Source organism: Streptomyces sp. NPDC002490 (assembly GCF_040296045.1).
Taxonomy (GTDB): Bacteria; Actinomycetota; Actinomycetes; order Streptomycetales; family Streptomycetaceae; genus Streptomyces.
Genome location: NZ_JBEOWM010000064.1, coordinates 13,650 through 30,549, shown reverse-complemented (window position 1 = coordinate 30,549; position 16,900 = coordinate 13,650). Strand labels below are relative to the sequence as shown.

The following is a 16,900-nucleotide window of genomic DNA, read 5'->3' as shown; positions in this document are numbered from 1 at the left end:
CAAGACGCTCGGCTGGGATACCCCAGCCGAGCGTCTACATGATCTACTCACCACCTGAAACCAAGTGGTGTTGCGACGACCCCTTGAACCCAAGGTCTGGCAGGGGCCCGTGGTGTAGAGAGCCGAGGAGGGCCCGGATCTGTCCCTAGATGAGCAGCATCCTGGCCAACACGGCTACCGACTGCTGATGGCCTGACGGCCCGGCGTCACTTCAGATGCCGGGTGAAGAACTGGGCCGCGGCGTCCCCCGCGAACTGCGGGACGCCGGTATGCCCGCCCATATTGGCGTGCAGCGTCTTCTCCTTGGAGCCGAAGGCGTCGAACAGATCCAGGGCCGCCTGACGGTCGTTCCCTTCGTCGTCCCACTGCAGCAGGACGTGCAGAGGAATGGTGACCTGGCGGGCCTCCTCGAACATGGCGCGGGGGACGAAACTCCCGGCGAACAGAACAGCGGCCGAGATACGCGGCTCGGCCACCGCCAGCCGGGTCCCGATGGAGATCACTCCCCCCGAGTACCCGACCGGGCCGCCGATTTCGGGCAGCGACAGGAGGGCGTCCAGGGCGGCCTGCCATTCCGGGACCGCCTTGTCGACAAGGGGGAGGATGAGGGCGTCGATGATCTCGTTGCTGACCGGCTCGCCGGTCTTCATTGCCCGGCGCAGGTCGGCGAGGGCCTGCTCGGCGGCTGGCAGGCGGGGCCGGTCGCCGCTTCCTGGGAGCTCGATGGTGGCCGTGGCGAAGCCGTCTACCGCGGCCTGCCGGGCCCGGGCCACCAGCCGGGGGTAGGTCTTGCGCAGCCCGAGAGGAGGGGGGCTGAGCAGGATCAGAGGCGCCGGTGCGGATGTGGATGCGGATCCGGGCGTCCACAGGATGCCGGGGATCTCGCCGAGGGTGAATTCGCGCTCAAGTACAGCGGGGTCGAGACGCTGTTCAGAAGTGAATTGCATGATCGCGCCTTTCGGGAATGCCATGGAACGGCGCTCCCGGACGACCTATCGCCCGACCGTGGCCCCGGAGGGGAGCACCCATGTCGATACGTTCACGGGTACCACCTCCTCGCTCTCTTGCACGGCCTCCGGAAACGTAGCAGTGGCTGCCGTGGTTCCGCCAACAGGTTTTCTGCGGAGGCTCTGTGGCCGAACACCACGGCGTCGGAGTCATGCCTGTCACTGGTCGGGAAGCGCACGTCCGCCACCGATTCGAGCACCGAAACGGCGGCAACCAACTACTGACGGACGATCTACTGCACCGACAGCCGCCCATGACCAGCGTGAGCACCCTGAGCACCGGTCACACCAGCCCTTTCACCTGCGACTTCAAGTTGGCGAATGCTCAGTGGAGCGCACCGAGTGGACGGTGGTGCGCATCGCGGTGCGCACTGGATGGACTCGGTGCGCGCACCACCGCACCGGTGCGCTCCCACCCGGTGCGGTGGTGCGGACAGTGGTGCGCACCGGGTGCGGAGTGCATCGCGTGCGCGAGCACCAGGCGCTCACCGCGCATCGCCTCCAGGATGTCGGCGGTGTCCGGCTGGTCGGGGTCCGGGATGACGTTCACGGTGAACCGGATGATGCTGCGGGCGATGCCCGGCGCCGCCGTGGTGGGGGAGTCCCGCGCCCAGTCCCGCAGCGCGGACAGCAGCGCGCACCCGACCTCGTCCAGCGCGAAGGAGTCCGCGGACAGCTCTGCCTCCCCGTCCATGGCCGTGGCGGGCCCGACGATGTCCTCGGCAAGCCGCAGCAGGACGAACGCCAGCTCCGGGTCGGCTTCCGCCCGCCCGGCGACAGCGGCGCCGCCACCCATCTGCAGCGCCAGGAGGTAGTCGAAGCCGCGCTCCACCTGCTCGGGCGTCAGCGGGGTCCGGGACGGGATCAGGTACGGCATGGAGGTCTCTTCAGACGGGTGTCGCCGCGCTGACCGCGACGACTCCCCGCAGCCTCGGGCGATCACCCTGTGGACAGAGACCAGAGACTTCTCCCTGCCGTCCGGGGTGGCCGGCCCCGACCACACCCCCCTTGTCGACCTCTGCTACCGCCCCGACCACGGCCGCGTTTCCCCTAGACAGGGTCCGCTACCGGCCACGGTCAGACCGCGGACTAGGGGGTCGGATGCACGCTGCTCCTTCACCCCGGCGGCCCCGGCCGGGGCCGCGAAGGAGACGTGACGATGACGACCACCCACCTGAGGATAGGGCAGCGGCACCGCTCGGACTGCTCCCACAGGAAGGCCGGCCCGTGGCGGGCAGGCCCAAGGGGGTTCCCTGGGTGCCCACTTCAAAGGCCCCTCGGGAACCCCCTTTGGAGCCCGGCACCCACGCCCGGAGGAAAAGCCCTAGTCAGAGGCATAATCGGCGCGAAGAACCAACCGTCACAACCCTCTTCTCTCCTCTTGTTGTCTGTAGCGGAGGAGAACATCGGGTCCCAGGGGGCCCGGACGCCCTCCCAGGCCGGGCGCGGCCAGCGGCAGCAGCCGCGGCGGCGGTCGGCCGGCGGCGGGCGGTCGCGAGCAACGAGGGAGAGGGAGCAGGGCTGATGACGGGGAAGCGAAAGACCAACCCGGCGGGATCGACGAACAGCTACCGCGGCGACGTGCTGCGCGTGCTCGGAGCGCTGAAGGTGGCCACGGCCGATCAGATCCAGCGGATCGGCGCCCCGCACCTGACCTTCCGGCACGCCGACCAGCCGACCCCCTCCAAGCAGAAGCAGGCCCGCACCGCCTCGCACACCGGCGCGCTCTCCGACATGCGCAAGCACGGCCTGTCCGAGAACGGCGGCTCCACCGAGACCGGCGACTCCCTGCGCAACCTCACCCTCAAGGGCCTGGAGGCCGCCTCCTACGAGCTGCGACGCCCGGTGACGGAGATGGGCTCCACCGCGCGCGGCGCGGGCTCCAGCGGGGCCTCCCACCCGATGGCCGTCAACGAGACCGTGATCGCACTGCTGCGCCCGAAGCCGAACATGGCCAAGCTCGCCGACGACCCACCGCACGTCCAAGCCGCCGCCCAGGCCGCCGTCGACGGACCGGACGGCATCGGCACCATCGCCTCGTACTGGACCGAGGTCCCGCTCCCGGCGACCGGCACCTGGAACGCGCCCGGCAAGGGCGGCGCCCAGGCCGACCTCGTACTCACCGCCCCGCAGGACGGCGTGCCGCTGCTGTTCATCGAGGTCGACAACTGCCACGAGACCGCTGAAGAACTCGCGCTGAAGCTGGAGAAGTACGCGCGCTTCTTCCGCCGCACCGCGAAGGACACCGACGGCAAGGAGCGCCCGATGTGGCGCACCCGCTGGACCGCCCCCCAGGGCCCGTACGGGGATACGCCGCACCCGCCGGTGCTGCTGGTGTTCAACCACATCGGCGAGCGGAACCCCAACCGCACCGTCCCGCGCCTGCAAGAGCTGACCCGCCACCTGTGGCAGGGGGAGCGGCAGCGCGGCGGCCACCACCTCTACGACCGGAAGATCCCGGGCCTGCGCCGCTGAGCAGGGCACGCCGCCGGCGGCCGGGCGACGGGCCTCCATCCGCTCCAGGACGACCAGCGTCTCCGGCTGACCGACCAGCGCGTACCGGCTGTGCGAGGCAGGCATGCTGCCCGGCCCGTACGCGCGCAGCAGCTCCTCCAGGCGGTCGCGGTGCTCCTTCACGAACGCCTCCAAGCACTCGGTGTACCCGGCGCGTTCCTCGTCGCCCACCGCGCTCAGCGCGGCGTCCAGGAAGTCCGACCCGCCTGGCCAGTGGCGGGTGCCCGGCGCGGCCACGGCCCACGGGAAGCGTTCCGCCACCGCCAGGACGTCCTCCGCCTCCAGTCCGGCTACCCACGCTTGGTAGGGCTGCTTACGGGGGTGGGAAATGCGGGGGTAGGGTGTCGGACCCGCATGGTACGACTGCGTCAAGCGCAGGTTGAACGAGCGGGCGGTGCACATTGGGACGACACGAAGAAGCGGTCCGGGTTACTGAGGAACTCTTGACCGACATCGAGCTCCAGCGCCTGAAGGCGTCCGAGGTCGTCATGAAGGCGAGCCGACTGGCCCGGCTGGTCGGCCACGCCGAGCTGACGGAGTTCCTTGGCTTCGAGCGCAACGGCTACCCGAACAACTGGTCGGTGCGGGAGTGGATCGAACGTGCGGGCCGCTGGGGAGACGCGGAGAAGACGAAGTTTCACACCACTTCGATCGCGAAGCTGGAGGCCCAAGCCGAATCCCACCAGCAGGCCATCGAGGCGATGCAGGGGGGCGGCAACTACTCGGGTGACATGGCTCTTCTCGCGTCCCGCAACCATGACGCGCGAATCCTCAACCTGTCTGTTGCGCTCAGCACGAGCACCGGAATCTGCCGGCAGGTCATCGCGACGGTCTACGACATGGTCTCCGAGATCTACCACGAGCTGTTGTTCAGCGAACTCCAAGCGAGCTTGTTCGCGGACACCCAGAGCAAGGTTGACGGATCGTTGGCGGCGGCGAGCGGCAGCGCGCTCGACAAGATCGAACGGGTCTCCGACCGCCTGAGGGACGGCGACCCGGAGTCCGTCAGCCAGGCCCTCACCACCTGCCGCCGACTGATCGACTCCTGTGCGGACTACGTCTTCCCACCTCGGGACGAGCCATACTCGATCGGCGAAGTCACCCTCAAGGTCGGCCCTCAGCAGGTATTGAACCGGCTCCAAGCCCATACCCACGCCCGCGGCGCGTCCAAGAATCGACGGGACCGGCTACGCCGAACACTGGGCGATCTCTACGAACGGTGTTCCGCCGGCACCCATGCCGAAGTCCCCATCGACGAAGCCCGTTTCGTCTTCCTCCAGACTTACATCGCCCTCGGGGAAATCCTGACCCTGCGCATGTCTGAGGGAAGCGAGTCCTGACTTACCGACTATGTCGTCTCGCTCTGATTGAAGTATTCGTCTTAGGTATCAGGCCGTTGACCTGTGGTGCTTCACCAATTGAGAAGGCGATCTTCCATGGGATGCAAGCCGCTATGTGGTCATGACCTGGGAGACGTCAGAGTTTGAGGCGTGCCTTCAAAGCGACTGATACACGCATAGGAGGGGAGGGGTTCGGGAGGGGCACGGGGATCGCATCCGACCGGAATCTTGAGGCCTCAGCCTCACCGACCCCTTTGGGGCGCCGCACTGAAGTCCACGACGTGTTCGTCTCTCTCGCCCGCTGCCTCATCTGCAATCGCCGTCCGTGACGGTTGCGCCACCAGGGCGGGCCGGTGGGTGTCGGCTACAGCGCTCCACGCTTCGGGCGGCAGGCCGCCGCCGGCGATCTCGCTGACCGCGACGAAGAGAAGGCCGTCGAGACCCTCATCCTGAAGTGGCGCGAGGTGGAGGGCTCACGCCCGGCCAATCTGCAAGCGGCTCAATGACGCCGAGGTGCTGGTCAAGCGCCGGGAATGGGGCGCCCCCGGCCATGGTCGCCCGGATCTTCGACCCCGTTGCCCAGGGAGCCGAGCTGCCTGCGGTCTGAGCGAGACCGGGCCTGGAAGAAGGAACGGACCTGACGCACCCGCGCTGCGAAGTTCCTCGACAGCGGCGTCTGCTTGGGCGCCACGGCGCACCAAACGAGTCGTCGGGGGTTCTTCGTGCTTCCCCGCGCCGCAGTCGACTGGCTATGAAATGGACACTGCTGAGTGACGGACGTCACAGTGCTTTTCTGGGGCTTTCTTGTCGGATCAGGGTCCCGGCGGGCCTGAAAGGAGAAGGCTGTTCCACTGTTCTGCGAGGAGTACCTGTGACGAGCACTGTTGATCCCACTCGCACCATCCGCGCGCGCCGCGTCCTTCCGGTGGAGACGAGGGACAACGACTCCAGACCACTGTGCAATCTTCCGGAGATCGACGTCACGCTGGTCAATGCCGCCACCAAGGGACTTACGTGCATGCCTCCGGAGGGGGTGAAGGCCGTGATTCCGGTGCACTGGAATATCGAGGGAGGGGTGGTCGGCGTCCATGAGGACGGGACGGTAGCCACCCACTCCTTCGGACCCCCGCGGCCGGAGTCAGACGAGGTCCTGGCTGGCCTCCACAACTTGCTCTCCAGCCCTGACGACTTCGTGGCAGTGCCTACCAATGAGCCGACCGGCGAGTCCGTCGAGCGGGGGTTCCTGGACATGGGGTGGGAGGTGCCCCCAATCGTCCGTGCTCTGAACGCTCGACAAGCCGCCCTGAGCGGGGACCACACCTACGTGGACGGTTTCACCTCTGAGGTCCTGGGTCGGTGGAGCGGGTGGCGCGAGTCGGTATCAACCGCCCTGCTCGGCGACTGGGCCAGCGCTTTGTTCCGTGAGGGCCGACTGCCGCCCGATGCACTGACGCTCCTGAAGAAGGACGCCAGCACAGTTCACCGGCAACACACCCCCATCTGGGACCGAAAGATCGGCAAGAAGCGGCTGCTCCTGCTCGACACTCCTCTCGCCGAAGGGGCGACGCTCCACGACCTGCTGGCCGACGAGCCCGGCCCGGAGCTTCCGTCGTCAGTGGACGACTTTGACGACCCACGGCTGCAAGGCATCCTCAATCAGCTCACCCCGCAGTACCGTGCCGTCGTACTGGCACTGGGCAATCCGGGGGTATCTACATGGGCCGAGGCCGCCGCGCTAGCCGGCGCTTCCGCCCCGGGGAACTATGGCGAGAAGGTCCGACGCAAGGTGAAGCGCCTTGCCGCTGAGATCGGATCGCGAGCATGACCCCGCTGCTCATGGCCCTGATTGCTTTGGTGGCTCTGGCGGCGCTCTCCGGCTACGCCCTCCACCGTGCGGCCGCAGTTGACATTCCCGCCGTCCTCGCGACGGCTGCTCGCACCCTGCCCGCGCTCACCCTCGGTGCCATCGCGCTCGTGCTGGTCGACCCCGCTGATGCACCGAGCGTCCTGCGAGCCGTGCTGTTGAAGTAGACCCGATGGCCGGCGGCTCCCATGTGCGAGCCGCCGGCTGCCAGGCCGGCGCCGTCGTCTTCGGCCCGGTCCTCCTATGCGGGGACTGGCCAGGGTGCCCCAAGGCGGCCGTGCCCGACACCAGGCGCCCAGCTGGCACCCACAACCCCGCCCACGACAACGACGAGTTCACCAATGGCGCCGACAACCGTAGATCCGCAGTTCAACACCCCCCACGCCCCCGCGACCCGGCCCAAGAGCATCGCGAACAATCACCAACCCCCACACACGCCAACGGCATTGTCAGACCCGGGTGGTACTGATGGAACCGCGGGAAGTCCGCGTAAAGGAGGACACCATGGCCGGAGAACGGCATGTCGATCACAAGATCCTGAAGGTCTTCGCCGAGAACAAGATCAACGTGCCCGGGCCAGAGGCCGCGGAACGCCGCCGTCAGGTCAACCATCTCCGCCAGCGCCTGGAAGGCCACATCGCCGCGCACCCCGCCTTCGACCTCGTCAAGCTCCGCGCGTCCGGCAGCACCGCCAAGTTCACGGCCATCCAACGCCGTGGCGGCGGCTCCGACGCCGACGTCGCCGCCTACCTCCGCACCGCCGACTCCGCCATGGACGAAGCCACCCTCCTGGACTGGCTGCGCGAGCGCTGCATCGAGGTCTACGGCGACACGAAGGTTGCCGACGACTTCAAGATCTCCCAGCACGCCGTCGGCATCACCCTGCGCGCCTCCGGCCTGAAAATCGACGTCGCACCTGTGCTCTACACCGGAGAACCCGACGACAAGGGATACCTGGTGACCCGGCAGGGAACCCGCGTCCTCATCTCCGTCACCCAACACCTCAAGTTCATCGAGAAGCGACGCAAGGCCGCCGGCCCCGGCTACGCCGAGCTGATCCGCCTGCTGAAGGGGTGGATCCGCCAGAGCAAGCTCCACGACCCGGACCTGCGGTGCAAGAGCTTCCTCCTCGAGTTGCTGGTCGCTCACCTGTGGGAGACCGGCTGGAACGGCGAAAAGCTCCAGGTCGACGACTACCCCCGGGCCATCGAGCAGGTCTTGGCCTACATCGTCCGAACTGGCCTGCAGACCCCCGTCGTCTTCACCGACTACTACGCAGCCGACCAGGCTGCCCCCTCCCACGAACCCATCCAGGTGTGGGACCCCGTCAACCCCGACAACAACGTCGCCAGCACCTACCTCGAAGCGGACCGGCTGCGCCTGGTCGACCACGCCAACACCGCTCTGGAAGCCATTGTCTGGGCGGCCTGCGCTCCCACGAAGGGTGACGCGAACGACGCCTGGCGCGAGCTGTTCGGCCCCACCTTCCAGGGAGCATGACCATGACCGGCTCGTACACCCGATCTTCGTCGTTCACCATCACCGACGCCCGCTACGTCGGCGCCAAGATCGGCGCCGACCTACGCCTGCTCAACAACTACTACGGCACGCCCGCCCTGGACACCATCGACAACTACGTGGAAGAGGTTGCCCTCCTCCTGCGCGACGGCTACCTCGACACCGTGGACTACGGCTTCCGCGACAGCACCACCCACACCTGGAAGCTGCGCCTGCGCTACAAGGCGACCACCGGCGGACAGCTCACCGACAGCCGCCCCGGAACCCTGCCCCGCGCCGCCGAACTCACCGGCTACACCTTCTACAGCTACCTCACCTACAGCACCGCATACACCGCCCTGACCGCTGGCGAGAAGGACGCCGTCAAGGCCAATCTGCCGTTCTCACGCACGACCGCCGATGCCCCCACGGCCCTGTCCGGCACCACCACTACGGGAAACGGCTACGCCCGCAACGGCGCCGGTGTCTCCCGCGACATCTACCTCGCCTACTAGCCCAGCAGGAAGAGCAACCATGACCAGCCAGGACGATCTGTTCCACCCCGTCATCGAACTCCCCGACCACACCCGTCGCGCCCGCTACGACCGCCTGGTCGGCCTGGATGACGTGAAGTTGCGCCTGCGTAAAGAGGCGCTCCTGCTGGCGGACCCCACCCGCCTGCAGGTGTGGGCCGAGTCCTTCCACCAGGGCCGCGTTGCTGCCCTTGATCTGTTCACCGACCGGGCGCCGCTGTTCGTGTTTGCCGGCGACGTGGGCTCCGGCAAGTCAGCACTCGCCGAATCCTTCGGGTGCGACCTCGCGGACCAGCTGAACCTGCCCGTCTTCCTCTACCGCCTCAAACTCGCCACCCGCGGCAGCGGCCTCGTCGGTGAGATGACCTCCTTGATCGGCGACGCCTTCTCTCACCTCCACACCGCCGGCCGCCGTGCCACTGGACCTCGAGGTATCAACTCGGCCATGGTCTTCGTCGTTGACGAGGCCGACGCCCTCGTCCAGTCCCGCGAAGCCCAACAGATGCACCATGAGGACCGCGCCGGCGTGGATGCCTTCCTTGCCGGCATCGACAGTCTCGTGGGCACCAAGGTCCCTGTCATCGTCGTCCTGTGCACCAACCGCGTCGGCGCACTCGACCCCGCCCTCATGCGCCGGGCCGCCGCCACGTTCACCTTCACCCGGCCCGACGAGCAGCAGCGCCGCACCGTACTTGCCGCCGCCCTCAACGGCACGGGCATCCACGCCGAAACCCTCGACAAGCTCGTCACCATCACCGGCCCTGGCACCGACCGGCCCGGATACACATACTCCGACCTCACTCAGCGGCTTATCCCCGCCGCCGTCCTCAACGCGTTTCCCGACCGCCCCGTCACCGATGAGGACCTCCTCGCCCTCGCAGAACTGACCCAGCCCAGCCCCGTGTTCACTGAGGACAACAGATGAAACCCCTCCCGGCGCCGAGCCCCACCAGCGTCAGGATCACCGGCGACCACTACCAGTGGCTCATCGCCTGGACCGGATGCCTCACCCTCCTGCGCGAGAACGCCATCCACACCGCCAACCCCGTCATCTCCGTCGGCGTCGAAGCCGACGACGCAGGCAACCTCGACGACGTCGTCCTGCGGCGCCGCACCCCGCCCCACACCTACACCCAGGTCAAGTACACCGTCAGCAGCGCCACACCCGTCAACGAGGACTACCTCACCAAACCCAGCCCCACGGGCGGCCCGTCGATCCTGAAGAAGATCGCCAAAACCTGGCGAGCCCTCACCGCCGACGGCATCGACGCCGACCTCGCGATCGTCACCAACCGGGCCCCGGACCCCAACGACGCCCTCATCGCCGTACGGGACGCCCGCACCCAGCTGCTGCTGCCCAAGGCCGCCGACGGCACCGCACGGTCGAAGACCGGCCAGGCACGAACCCGCTGGGCCCAGAACGCCGGCCTGAGCGAGACCGAGCTTCACGAGCTCCTCTCCTGTCTGCGCTTCGACCTGTCCCGGGAACTGGCCCACGTAAACGGGCAGTTGCAGCTCCTGATGGCCGTCTGCGGTCTGCGCAACGACAGCCGCGCGGTCGACGAAGGCGCCAACTGGGTCGCCCAGCAGGTCCGCGACGGCCACCGCACCCTGACCCTCGACATGGTCAAGGCAGCCGTCGACAGTCTCGACCTCAAGACGGGACCCGCCCACGCAATCCTGTCGATCTCCACGCTCAAGTCCGACCCGCTCGCTGCCGAAGCCGACCACACCATCAACTGGATCGACCGGTTCGAAACCGACTCCGAATACACCAAACGCCGCCCGCTCGCCCCCGCCACCTGGGCACAGCTCCAGGCCGACATCGAGGCGGCCCCCACCCGACTGCCCGGCCGCACCGACATCTCCGTGTCGGGAAGCCTCCGCCTCGCCCCCGCGTTCCTGACCGGCACGGCCTTCCGGATGGTCACCGGAGCCGACCTCGCTGTCCTCCAACGCGGAGACCTGTGGTCCACCCGCGACACCTACGACGCCGAATGCGCCCCCGTCGTCGAGGAGTACGACATCGGCCAGGGCGAAGACCTCGCCGTCGGCATCAACGTCACGGTCAAGGCCGAGGACTTCACCCAGGACGTCCTCGAATACGTCGAAGGACAGAACATCCCCGCGTCCAGACTCCTCATCGTCACACCACCCGCCGGCCCCAAGGACCGCTCCGTCCTCGACAGCCCCGCAGCCAATGCCCTCGCCGTCGGCATCCGCAACGCCCTGCGCCGCCCCGCCCGCACCACCCCCCGGATCCACCTCTTCCTTGCCTGCCCCATGGGGCTTGCCCTCCTCCTCGGCCACCGCTGGAACCGGCTGCGCCCCACCGTGGTGTACGAAGACGTCAGCACGGCACAGGTGTACGAACCGGCCTTCTTCATCCAGGCATGAACACCACCGCCAACCCGAGACCCGGCCCCGGGCCACGCGAGACCGGCACAGGGGGCCGCCTCTCACCAGACCTCCCTGCGAGGCACCGACCCGCACCGGGTTTCAGACGGTCATCGGGATGCAGGACGCATGTGGCGGCGGCGCTGCAATGCCAGCCTGGTCCGCCTGGCACTTTGCTCCGTCTCTCTGCGATCGACCCCGTCGGCCGCGCGGGCGAACGTGGCGCCGCTGTGGGAGACGGAGGCACGGAACGCTTCGAGGGACCTCTGCTCGGCCAGGGTCGGAGCGGAAACGGGCGTGATCATCCTTCGTGCCGCCGGTTTCCCCTGCGCCACCCGCGTGGTCAGCGGCTGTCGCCGCGGCCGATGCGGATGTCGTCGAGGAGCTCGCGGGTGATGGCTTCCGTGCCGGTCAAGTGCGCGGTTTCGATGGCTTCCTGGGCTGCCTGGCAGATCAGGTCGTTGAGGGCGTCGATGTAGCCTCCGGTGCGCTTGTGGAGATAGCGGGAGAGCTTGACCAGGGCGCGGGGATCGTGGTCGTAGAGGCGCAGGTCCTCTGCGAAACCCTTGACGCACCTGTGCCAGTCGTCGCCGTAGGGGATGGCGCCGGCCCACAGCACCGGAAGGTCGCTGAAGGAGGTCTTGCCCTTGATTCCCGGGGGCAGGTTCTTGCGCCGCTTGCTGTTGCGGGCGTCGTGCACGATCTCACGGGCCCCGGTGCCGCAGAAGACGAACGTCGCGCGGGTGCGGTCCTGGAGGGACTCGAAGTAGTCGAAGGCGCCGGCGATCTCGTTGTCCCGGATGCGGTCCACGCCGTCGACGAGGACCAGCTGGGTGCGGGCGTGGGCCATGACGTGGGCGACGGGCTCGGTCATGTCGGCCGGCCGGTGGGTGCGGTCGGTGGGGTTCAGGGTGTGGTTGAGGCCGAGGAACTCGGCGAAGGGCAGCGACCAGTGCAGGTTGGTCTCCCGCTCGGGCGGGACGCTGAGGTAGATGACCGGGATGCGGTTGGAGTCAGGGCCGAGGTCGGCCTCGATCAGCCCCTGGAAGCCGCGTCCGATCTGGACGAGCAGGGTGGTCTTACCGGTGCCGCGGTCCCCGTCGATGATCATGTTGGTGCTGCGGCCGACGCTGCTGAAGCGGTTCTTGCGCAGCTGACGCCGCGCGTCGAGCAGGCCGCGGCGCAGCGCCGGGGTGATGACCGGCAGCATCTCGCCGTGGTACATCAGCCGCGGGTCGCGGGGCCCTACCCGGGTGCCCTTGGGAGCGCAGTCCGCGAGGTCGGGCGCTTGGAGTGTGCGTGAGGCGGCGGCGTCCCAGCCCTCCCGCGTGGTCAGCAGCGGGGCCTCGATGGGCCGGGTCACGGCATGGGCGACCTCCGGGCTGAAGGTCCGGATCAGTTCTTCTCGGCTCACAGGGCTTCTCCGTCCGCTGCGTCGTCGTCGGACGCGCTGCCGTGGGATATCAGGTCGTCGGGTAGGTGCGGGGTGTCAGGTCGGCTGTAGCTGAAGGCGAAGATGTCGGCCGCGCTGCCGCGCAGGCTGAGCGAGTCCGCACCGGACGGGCGGGACCAGGAGATCTGCTCGTCCTCGTAGCCGGCATCGTCGACGATGGTGTCGGGGGCGTCCGGTACAGCCGGCAGCGACTGGTCCGGGGTAGCCGTGCGCGGTGGGGGAGTGGTGTCTCCCGCGGCCAGGATGTGTTCGGCGTTCATGGCCAGTGACGGTGCCCGCACGATGGTTGCTGGGTCGGGGTCGGGGACCCCTTCGTAGGGGTCGGGGACGTCGATATCCAGGTCCAGGGCGGGGCCGGTGAACAGCTGCGGCACCCGTTTCGCCTGTGGGTCGGGGCCGCGCCGGGCACGCTCGCGCAGCGCGGACACCTCACGTGCGATGCGCCACTGGTCGTCCTTGCGGCCGCCGTCCTCCAGCACGCGCAGTGTGGCCTGCTCCCAGGTCCACTGGGTCCAGGCATCGCTGATCAGGCGCTGGTGGACGAACTCGGCATCCACCCAGTCGTCGGTGGTGTGGTCGTAGAGCCACACGAACCTGGGGGCGTAGGGGCTGTAGCGGATCTGCCACCGCATGCCCTGGCCGGGGATCTGGCTGTGCCGGTTCCTGTACTCCTGCAGGGCTTCGCTGTTGTAGGTGCGGTTGTCGATGGTGACGCCCTTGTCGGTCACCTTCAGCCGTTTGAACGGCAGCAGCTTGCGGTTCTCATGGGGAGTCAGGGGCAGCGGCACGTGGCCCTCGGCGGCCACCAGTGTCGCGTACATTCGGTTCGGGCTGACCGTAATCCCCGGCAGGAAGGGGCTGCGCAGTCCGTCGTGCGCAGTCTGCTGCCAGTCCAGGGCGATCCACTCGTCGAGCAGGTCCTGCAGCTCGTTCAGACTCCACAGCGGGCCCTCGGTGACGTGCTTGCCGCGCCGGGCGAGATCGGAACCGGTGTATCCGGCGACGTACTGCGAGAACCGCTTCTTGACCGCGCCGAAGGTGCTCTCGATGACGGCCTTGTCGGTGGCGGTACGGGTCCGGGCCGGGCGCACGTTGATGCCGAGCATGCGGCACACGTCGTCGAAGTGCTCGCTGTTGAAGATCTTGCCGTGGTCGACGACGATCATCCGGGGCCGGATCACCGGCCGGGCGGCGGCGCCGGCCATGCGCGGATCGCAGGCCACCAGGTCCGCATAGGGCAGCTCGGACCGCTCGGCCAGGGCCGAGGGCGCCCAGCCGGGCCGGCGGGGCATCGGGGCCAGGGCCTGCGCCAGCATCAGCACCGCGTCGAAGGACCGGGTACGGCGCCCGCCCAGCCGGCGGCCCCGGGGGCCGCGGCCGGGAACCTTCGGCACGATCATCGCGCCGATGATCGACCGCGACGCCACGTCGATCGCCGCGGTCAGCTCGACCTGTACCGGCCGGCCGTCGTCACCGACCGCGATGACGTCCAGGCCGGTGGAGTCGATCTGCACCTGCTCACCCAGCCGCAGCGCCCACGTCGGCGTGTACGGGGCAGTGGCCCCGTTGGCGGCGTCCATCCGCCGATGGGTCGGCCACCGCAGCGAGTTCACCGGGATGCCCAGCCGCTCCAGCAGCCGGTAGAAGGTGGCACGGGAGATCATCAGCCGGTGGTACTCGTTGGGATGCTCCCGCTCCACGGCGGCCCGCAGCCGCTCGTACAGGCGGGTGCCGTGCCCGTCGGACTCCTCCCGCCCCGCCTCGACCTCCGCCAGCAGCAGGCGCACCACCCGCTCGTCCGTACGCCCCCACGGCGAGCCGGTCACGACCTCACGGACCAGGCCGAACACACCGCGCGCCTGATAGGCACGCCGGCGGCGCTCGATCGTGCTGACCGAGGAGCTCTTGAACCCCAGCGCCTTGAGCTCGGCGGCCTTGGCGGTGATGCGCTGGCGGACCGTGAACCGTGCCGGATCGTAGCCGGGGCGCGGCACCGTGCCCTCCGCGGCGTCCGGCGGCACGCCCTCGTCGATCTCCCGCAGATGCCGTTCCCAGTCCCGCACCGCCGCCCGCTCGGCCTGCGACAGCAGCGACAGGCCACTGGTGTCCGCCGCCCGTACCGCATCCCGCTCCTGGCCGTTCTCATCCAGGAGGGCGTAGTCCTCGGCGCCGACCACCGCCGCCACCAGGGCGCGGGCGTCATGCCCCTGCTCGTCCAGACAGCCCAGCTGCACCTCGGCGCCCTGCAGCGCGACCACCTGGTACGTCCCGCCCTGCCACCGCACCCGGGCACCCAGCGGCAGTCCGCTCTGCTGCGCCGCTGCGGCCGGCGGTCGAACCGACGTCATCCGTTGTCCTCCGAAAAGTCGTCGATGCTGCTGGCGGCCCATATTCGTGAGGTCGGGAGCAACGGCAGCGTCCGGTCGAAGTCCAGCGCCCCCGTCCACAGCAGATGCCAGACGTGACCGGCCGCCGGCAGCCCCAGGCCCGAGACGGCGGCACCCTCCAGCAGCGGGCGCGGCGCGGCGAAGACGTCCAGCAGCACCTGCCGGGCGTGCATCCCCGGGGCGAACTCAGCGCCCCGGGAGTGCGCCATGCTCCGAAGCGAGGAGTGCAGCACGCCTTCAGGCACCTGCAGAGGCCGGATCTGCCAGCTGGCCGCGGCTGCCGCGTGACGCAGTACCCGCTCCTCCAGCCCGGCCGCCAGACGATGCGGGATGACGACTCGCCGCCCGTCGCGCGTGCGCGCGAAGAACGCCGGCCGCATCGTCCCCTGCCGTCCCTCGTACCGCCAGTGCAGCTCGGCGACTCCGGACTGGTAGCAGACGATGTCCGCGTCGAAGTCGAGGAGCATCGCCGCGTCCATCTGGACCGTGCTGGCACACCACACGGTCATGCCGTTCGTCGCGCAGAACCAGTCGGTCAGGATGGACCGTCGCCCCTGGTAGGCGTGCGGCTCGGACAGCGACGCATGCTCCTCCAGCGGCACATCGCGCAGCAGACCGGGCTCGTGCACCAGGGTGCGGCCTGCCGCACTGCGATAGCGCACCCGCACGTCGATGTCTGCCGGCACACCCTCCGGCCCGTCCGGTGACAGGCCGCCGGCCTTCCCCGATCCGAAGGCGCCGGAACGCTCCTGGTCATCCATAGGGGCGCTCTACATCGGCCAGCACCTTCCACGGCACGCAGGTCAGCTCGTCGACCGACTGCATGCCGCCGACCTGCTGGTGCGGGGCGGCCAGAGGCAGATGGGTGCCGCGCTGCGGCCGGGGAGCCGGCGAACCGAGAGGAGGATGCTGCGTGCTCCAAGCCTGCAGACCCCAACCGATCCGATACCCGAGCTCGGATGCCGCCTGCCCCAGCAACTGCTCGAACTCCCGGCGCGACAGCCGCCCGGACAGCCGCCGACGTTCGGCGGAGACCAGCACGGAGGCGATCCTCACCACGGACGGGAGCAGCTCCAGCGGTGTCGTACGCGACGTACCCAGCCGCGGCGCGCTGCCGATGTGAGCGAGGACACCGAAGGCGTCCGCCACCAGGGCCCGTCCCGCCGGCCCGAGGGTCCGGACGAGGTCCGCGCGTCGGCGCTCCGCCTCCAGCACGTGCGGTCCGCGCGACAAGTCGATAAACAGCTCCCGGTCATCGCGGGAATTATCCATAAAGCGACCATGCTGGATGCATATGTGCCACGTGTCTGGGGTGATCAGCCACGCGGAATCACCGGCATCCCGCGCGGCGGCGCACAGCGCGCACCCCCGAACCAGATACCCGCCGCTCGGCTCCCACGGCCACCTCCATGACGGCTGCCCCGACTTCCCGTCGGGCAGCAGATGCTCCTCGCCGAGGCTGGGCAGCGCCCGGACCAGCTCCTCCACAGGACGGCCGGCCAGCGCGGCCAGGCGCTCCCGGGCCGCGCGGTTCACATAGAGCTCCGTGTACCGCGGGTCGACCTCCGCCGCCGACAGCCCCTCACCGACGCTGTCCAGCAGCCGGCCGACCGCCAGCCCGTTGCGCGCGGCCAGCCGCGTCACATAGGAACCGGTCGACTCACCGGCCAGGAAGCGCAACCGCAGCGGCAGAGCCCGCACGTGCTCCCACACCGAAACCCTCCAAGCCCGCGCTCCCGACCCTTTCGTGCCCGCGGACCGGACTGTGATCTCGGCAACGACGAAGCGCGACGACTTGGAACAGACTACTTAGCTGACGCAAAGTCGAAGGTGCCCAGGGCAGTGCTCTGCACCACACGCCCGGTGCGCCGCCCACACGAACCGTCCTGACCGAAGGCCCGCAGCACC

15 protein-coding genes are annotated in these 16,900 nt (G+C 68.9%); 9 read left to right on the top strand and 6 right to left on the bottom strand.

Annotation, left to right across the window (positions count from 1 at the left end; translation table 11 throughout):
- Positions 1-206: 206 nt before the first annotated feature.
- Positions 207-947: a dienelactone hydrolase family protein gene (locus tag ABT092_RS27850; RefSeq protein WP_351248670.1), complete on the bottom strand. Its 741-nt coding sequence runs from the start codon at positions 945-947 to the stop codon at positions 207-209.
- A gap of 385 nt (positions 948-1,332) precedes the next feature.
- Positions 1,333-1,884, bottom strand: a complete 552-nt coding sequence (locus tag ABT092_RS27845) for a hypothetical protein (protein WP_351248668.1) — start codon at positions 1,882-1,884, stop codon at positions 1,333-1,335.
- 647 nt (positions 1,885-2,531) lie between these two features.
- Here ABT092_RS27845 and ABT092_RS27840 point away from each other — a divergent pair.
- From ABT092_RS27840 to ABT092_RS27800, 9 genes are all read left to right on the top strand, one after another.
- The gene (locus ABT092_RS27840; protein WP_351248666.1) at positions 2,532-3,482 is read left to right on the top strand and encodes a replication-relaxation family protein; all 951 of its coding nucleotides are present in this window, start codon (positions 2,532-2,534) and stop codon (positions 3,480-3,482) included.
- A gap of 482 nt (positions 3,483-3,964) precedes the next feature.
- Positions 3,965-4,861 carry an AbiTii domain-containing protein gene (locus tag ABT092_RS27835; RefSeq protein ID WP_351248664.1) on the top strand — a complete coding sequence of 299 codons (897 nt, stop codon included), beginning with the start codon at positions 3,965-3,967 and terminating at the stop codon, positions 4,859-4,861.
- Between the two features lie 353 nt (positions 4,862-5,214).
- Positions 5,215-5,367: a hypothetical protein gene (locus tag ABT092_RS27830; RefSeq protein WP_351248662.1), complete on the top strand. Its 153-nt coding sequence runs from the start codon at positions 5,215-5,217 to the stop codon at positions 5,365-5,367.
- Positions 5,368-5,732: 365 nt separating this feature from the next.
- Complete coding sequence (locus ABT092_RS27825; protein ID WP_351248660.1) at positions 5,733-6,686, top strand: hypothetical protein; 954 nt, start codon at positions 5,733-5,735, stop codon at positions 6,684-6,686.
- Positions 6,683-6,892, top strand: a complete 210-nt coding sequence (locus tag ABT092_RS27820; protein WP_351248658.1) for a hypothetical protein — start codon at positions 6,683-6,685, stop codon at positions 6,890-6,892. The genes ABT092_RS27825 and ABT092_RS27820 overlap by 4 nt, the downstream gene beginning before the upstream one ends.
- 301 nt (positions 6,893-7,193) lie before the next feature.
- Positions 7,194-8,225, top strand: a complete 1,032-nt coding sequence (locus ABT092_RS27815; RefSeq protein WP_351248656.1) for a CBASS oligonucleotide cyclase — start codon at positions 7,194-7,196, stop codon at positions 8,223-8,225.
- Between the two features lie 2 nt (positions 8,226-8,227).
- Entirely contained in the window at positions 8,228-8,737 is a 510-nt protein-coding gene (locus ABT092_RS27810; protein WP_351248654.1) for an HORMA-1 domain-containing protein, read from the top strand.
- Positions 8,738-8,756: 19 nt separating this feature from the next.
- Positions 8,757-9,680, top strand: a complete 924-nt coding sequence (locus ABT092_RS27805) for an AAA family ATPase (protein ID WP_351248652.1) — start codon at positions 8,757-8,759, stop codon at positions 9,678-9,680.
- A complete protein-coding gene (locus ABT092_RS27800) occupies positions 9,677-11,152 on the top strand; it encodes an SAVED domain-containing protein (RefSeq protein WP_351248650.1) in 1,476 nt (491 codons plus the stop codon). Before ABT092_RS27805 ends, ABT092_RS27800 begins: the two co-directional genes overlap by 4 nt.
- Before the next feature lie 343 nt (positions 11,153-11,495).
- On the opposite strand, the gene ABT092_RS27795 is transcribed toward ABT092_RS27800, so the two are convergent.
- Genes ABT092_RS27795 through ABT092_RS27780 form a run of 4 tightly spaced genes read right to left on the bottom strand, consistent with a single transcriptional unit; the run spans position 11,496 to position 16,705 of the window.
- Positions 11,496-12,566 carry an AAA family ATPase gene (locus tag ABT092_RS27795; RefSeq protein WP_351248648.1) on the bottom strand — a complete coding sequence of 357 codons (1,071 nt, stop codon included), beginning with the start codon at positions 12,564-12,566 and terminating at the stop codon, positions 11,496-11,498.
- Positions 12,563-14,953 carry a Mu transposase C-terminal domain-containing protein gene (locus tag ABT092_RS27790; protein ID WP_351248646.1) on the bottom strand — a complete coding sequence of 797 codons (2,391 nt, stop codon included), beginning with the start codon at positions 14,951-14,953 and terminating at the stop codon, positions 12,563-12,565. Before ABT092_RS27790 ends, ABT092_RS27795 begins: the two co-directional genes overlap by 4 nt.
- The gene (locus ABT092_RS27785; RefSeq protein ID WP_351248644.1) at positions 14,950-15,753 is read right to left on the bottom strand and encodes a hypothetical protein; all 804 of its coding nucleotides are present in this window, start codon (positions 15,751-15,753) and stop codon (positions 14,950-14,952) included. Before ABT092_RS27785 ends, ABT092_RS27790 begins: the two co-directional genes overlap by 4 nt.
- Positions 15,746-16,705: a TniQ family protein gene (locus tag ABT092_RS27780; RefSeq protein WP_351248642.1), complete on the bottom strand. Its 960-nt coding sequence runs from the start codon at positions 16,703-16,705 to the stop codon at positions 15,746-15,748. The genes ABT092_RS27785 and ABT092_RS27780 overlap by 8 nt, the downstream gene beginning before the upstream one ends.
- Positions 16,706-16,900 lie beyond the last annotated feature (195 nt).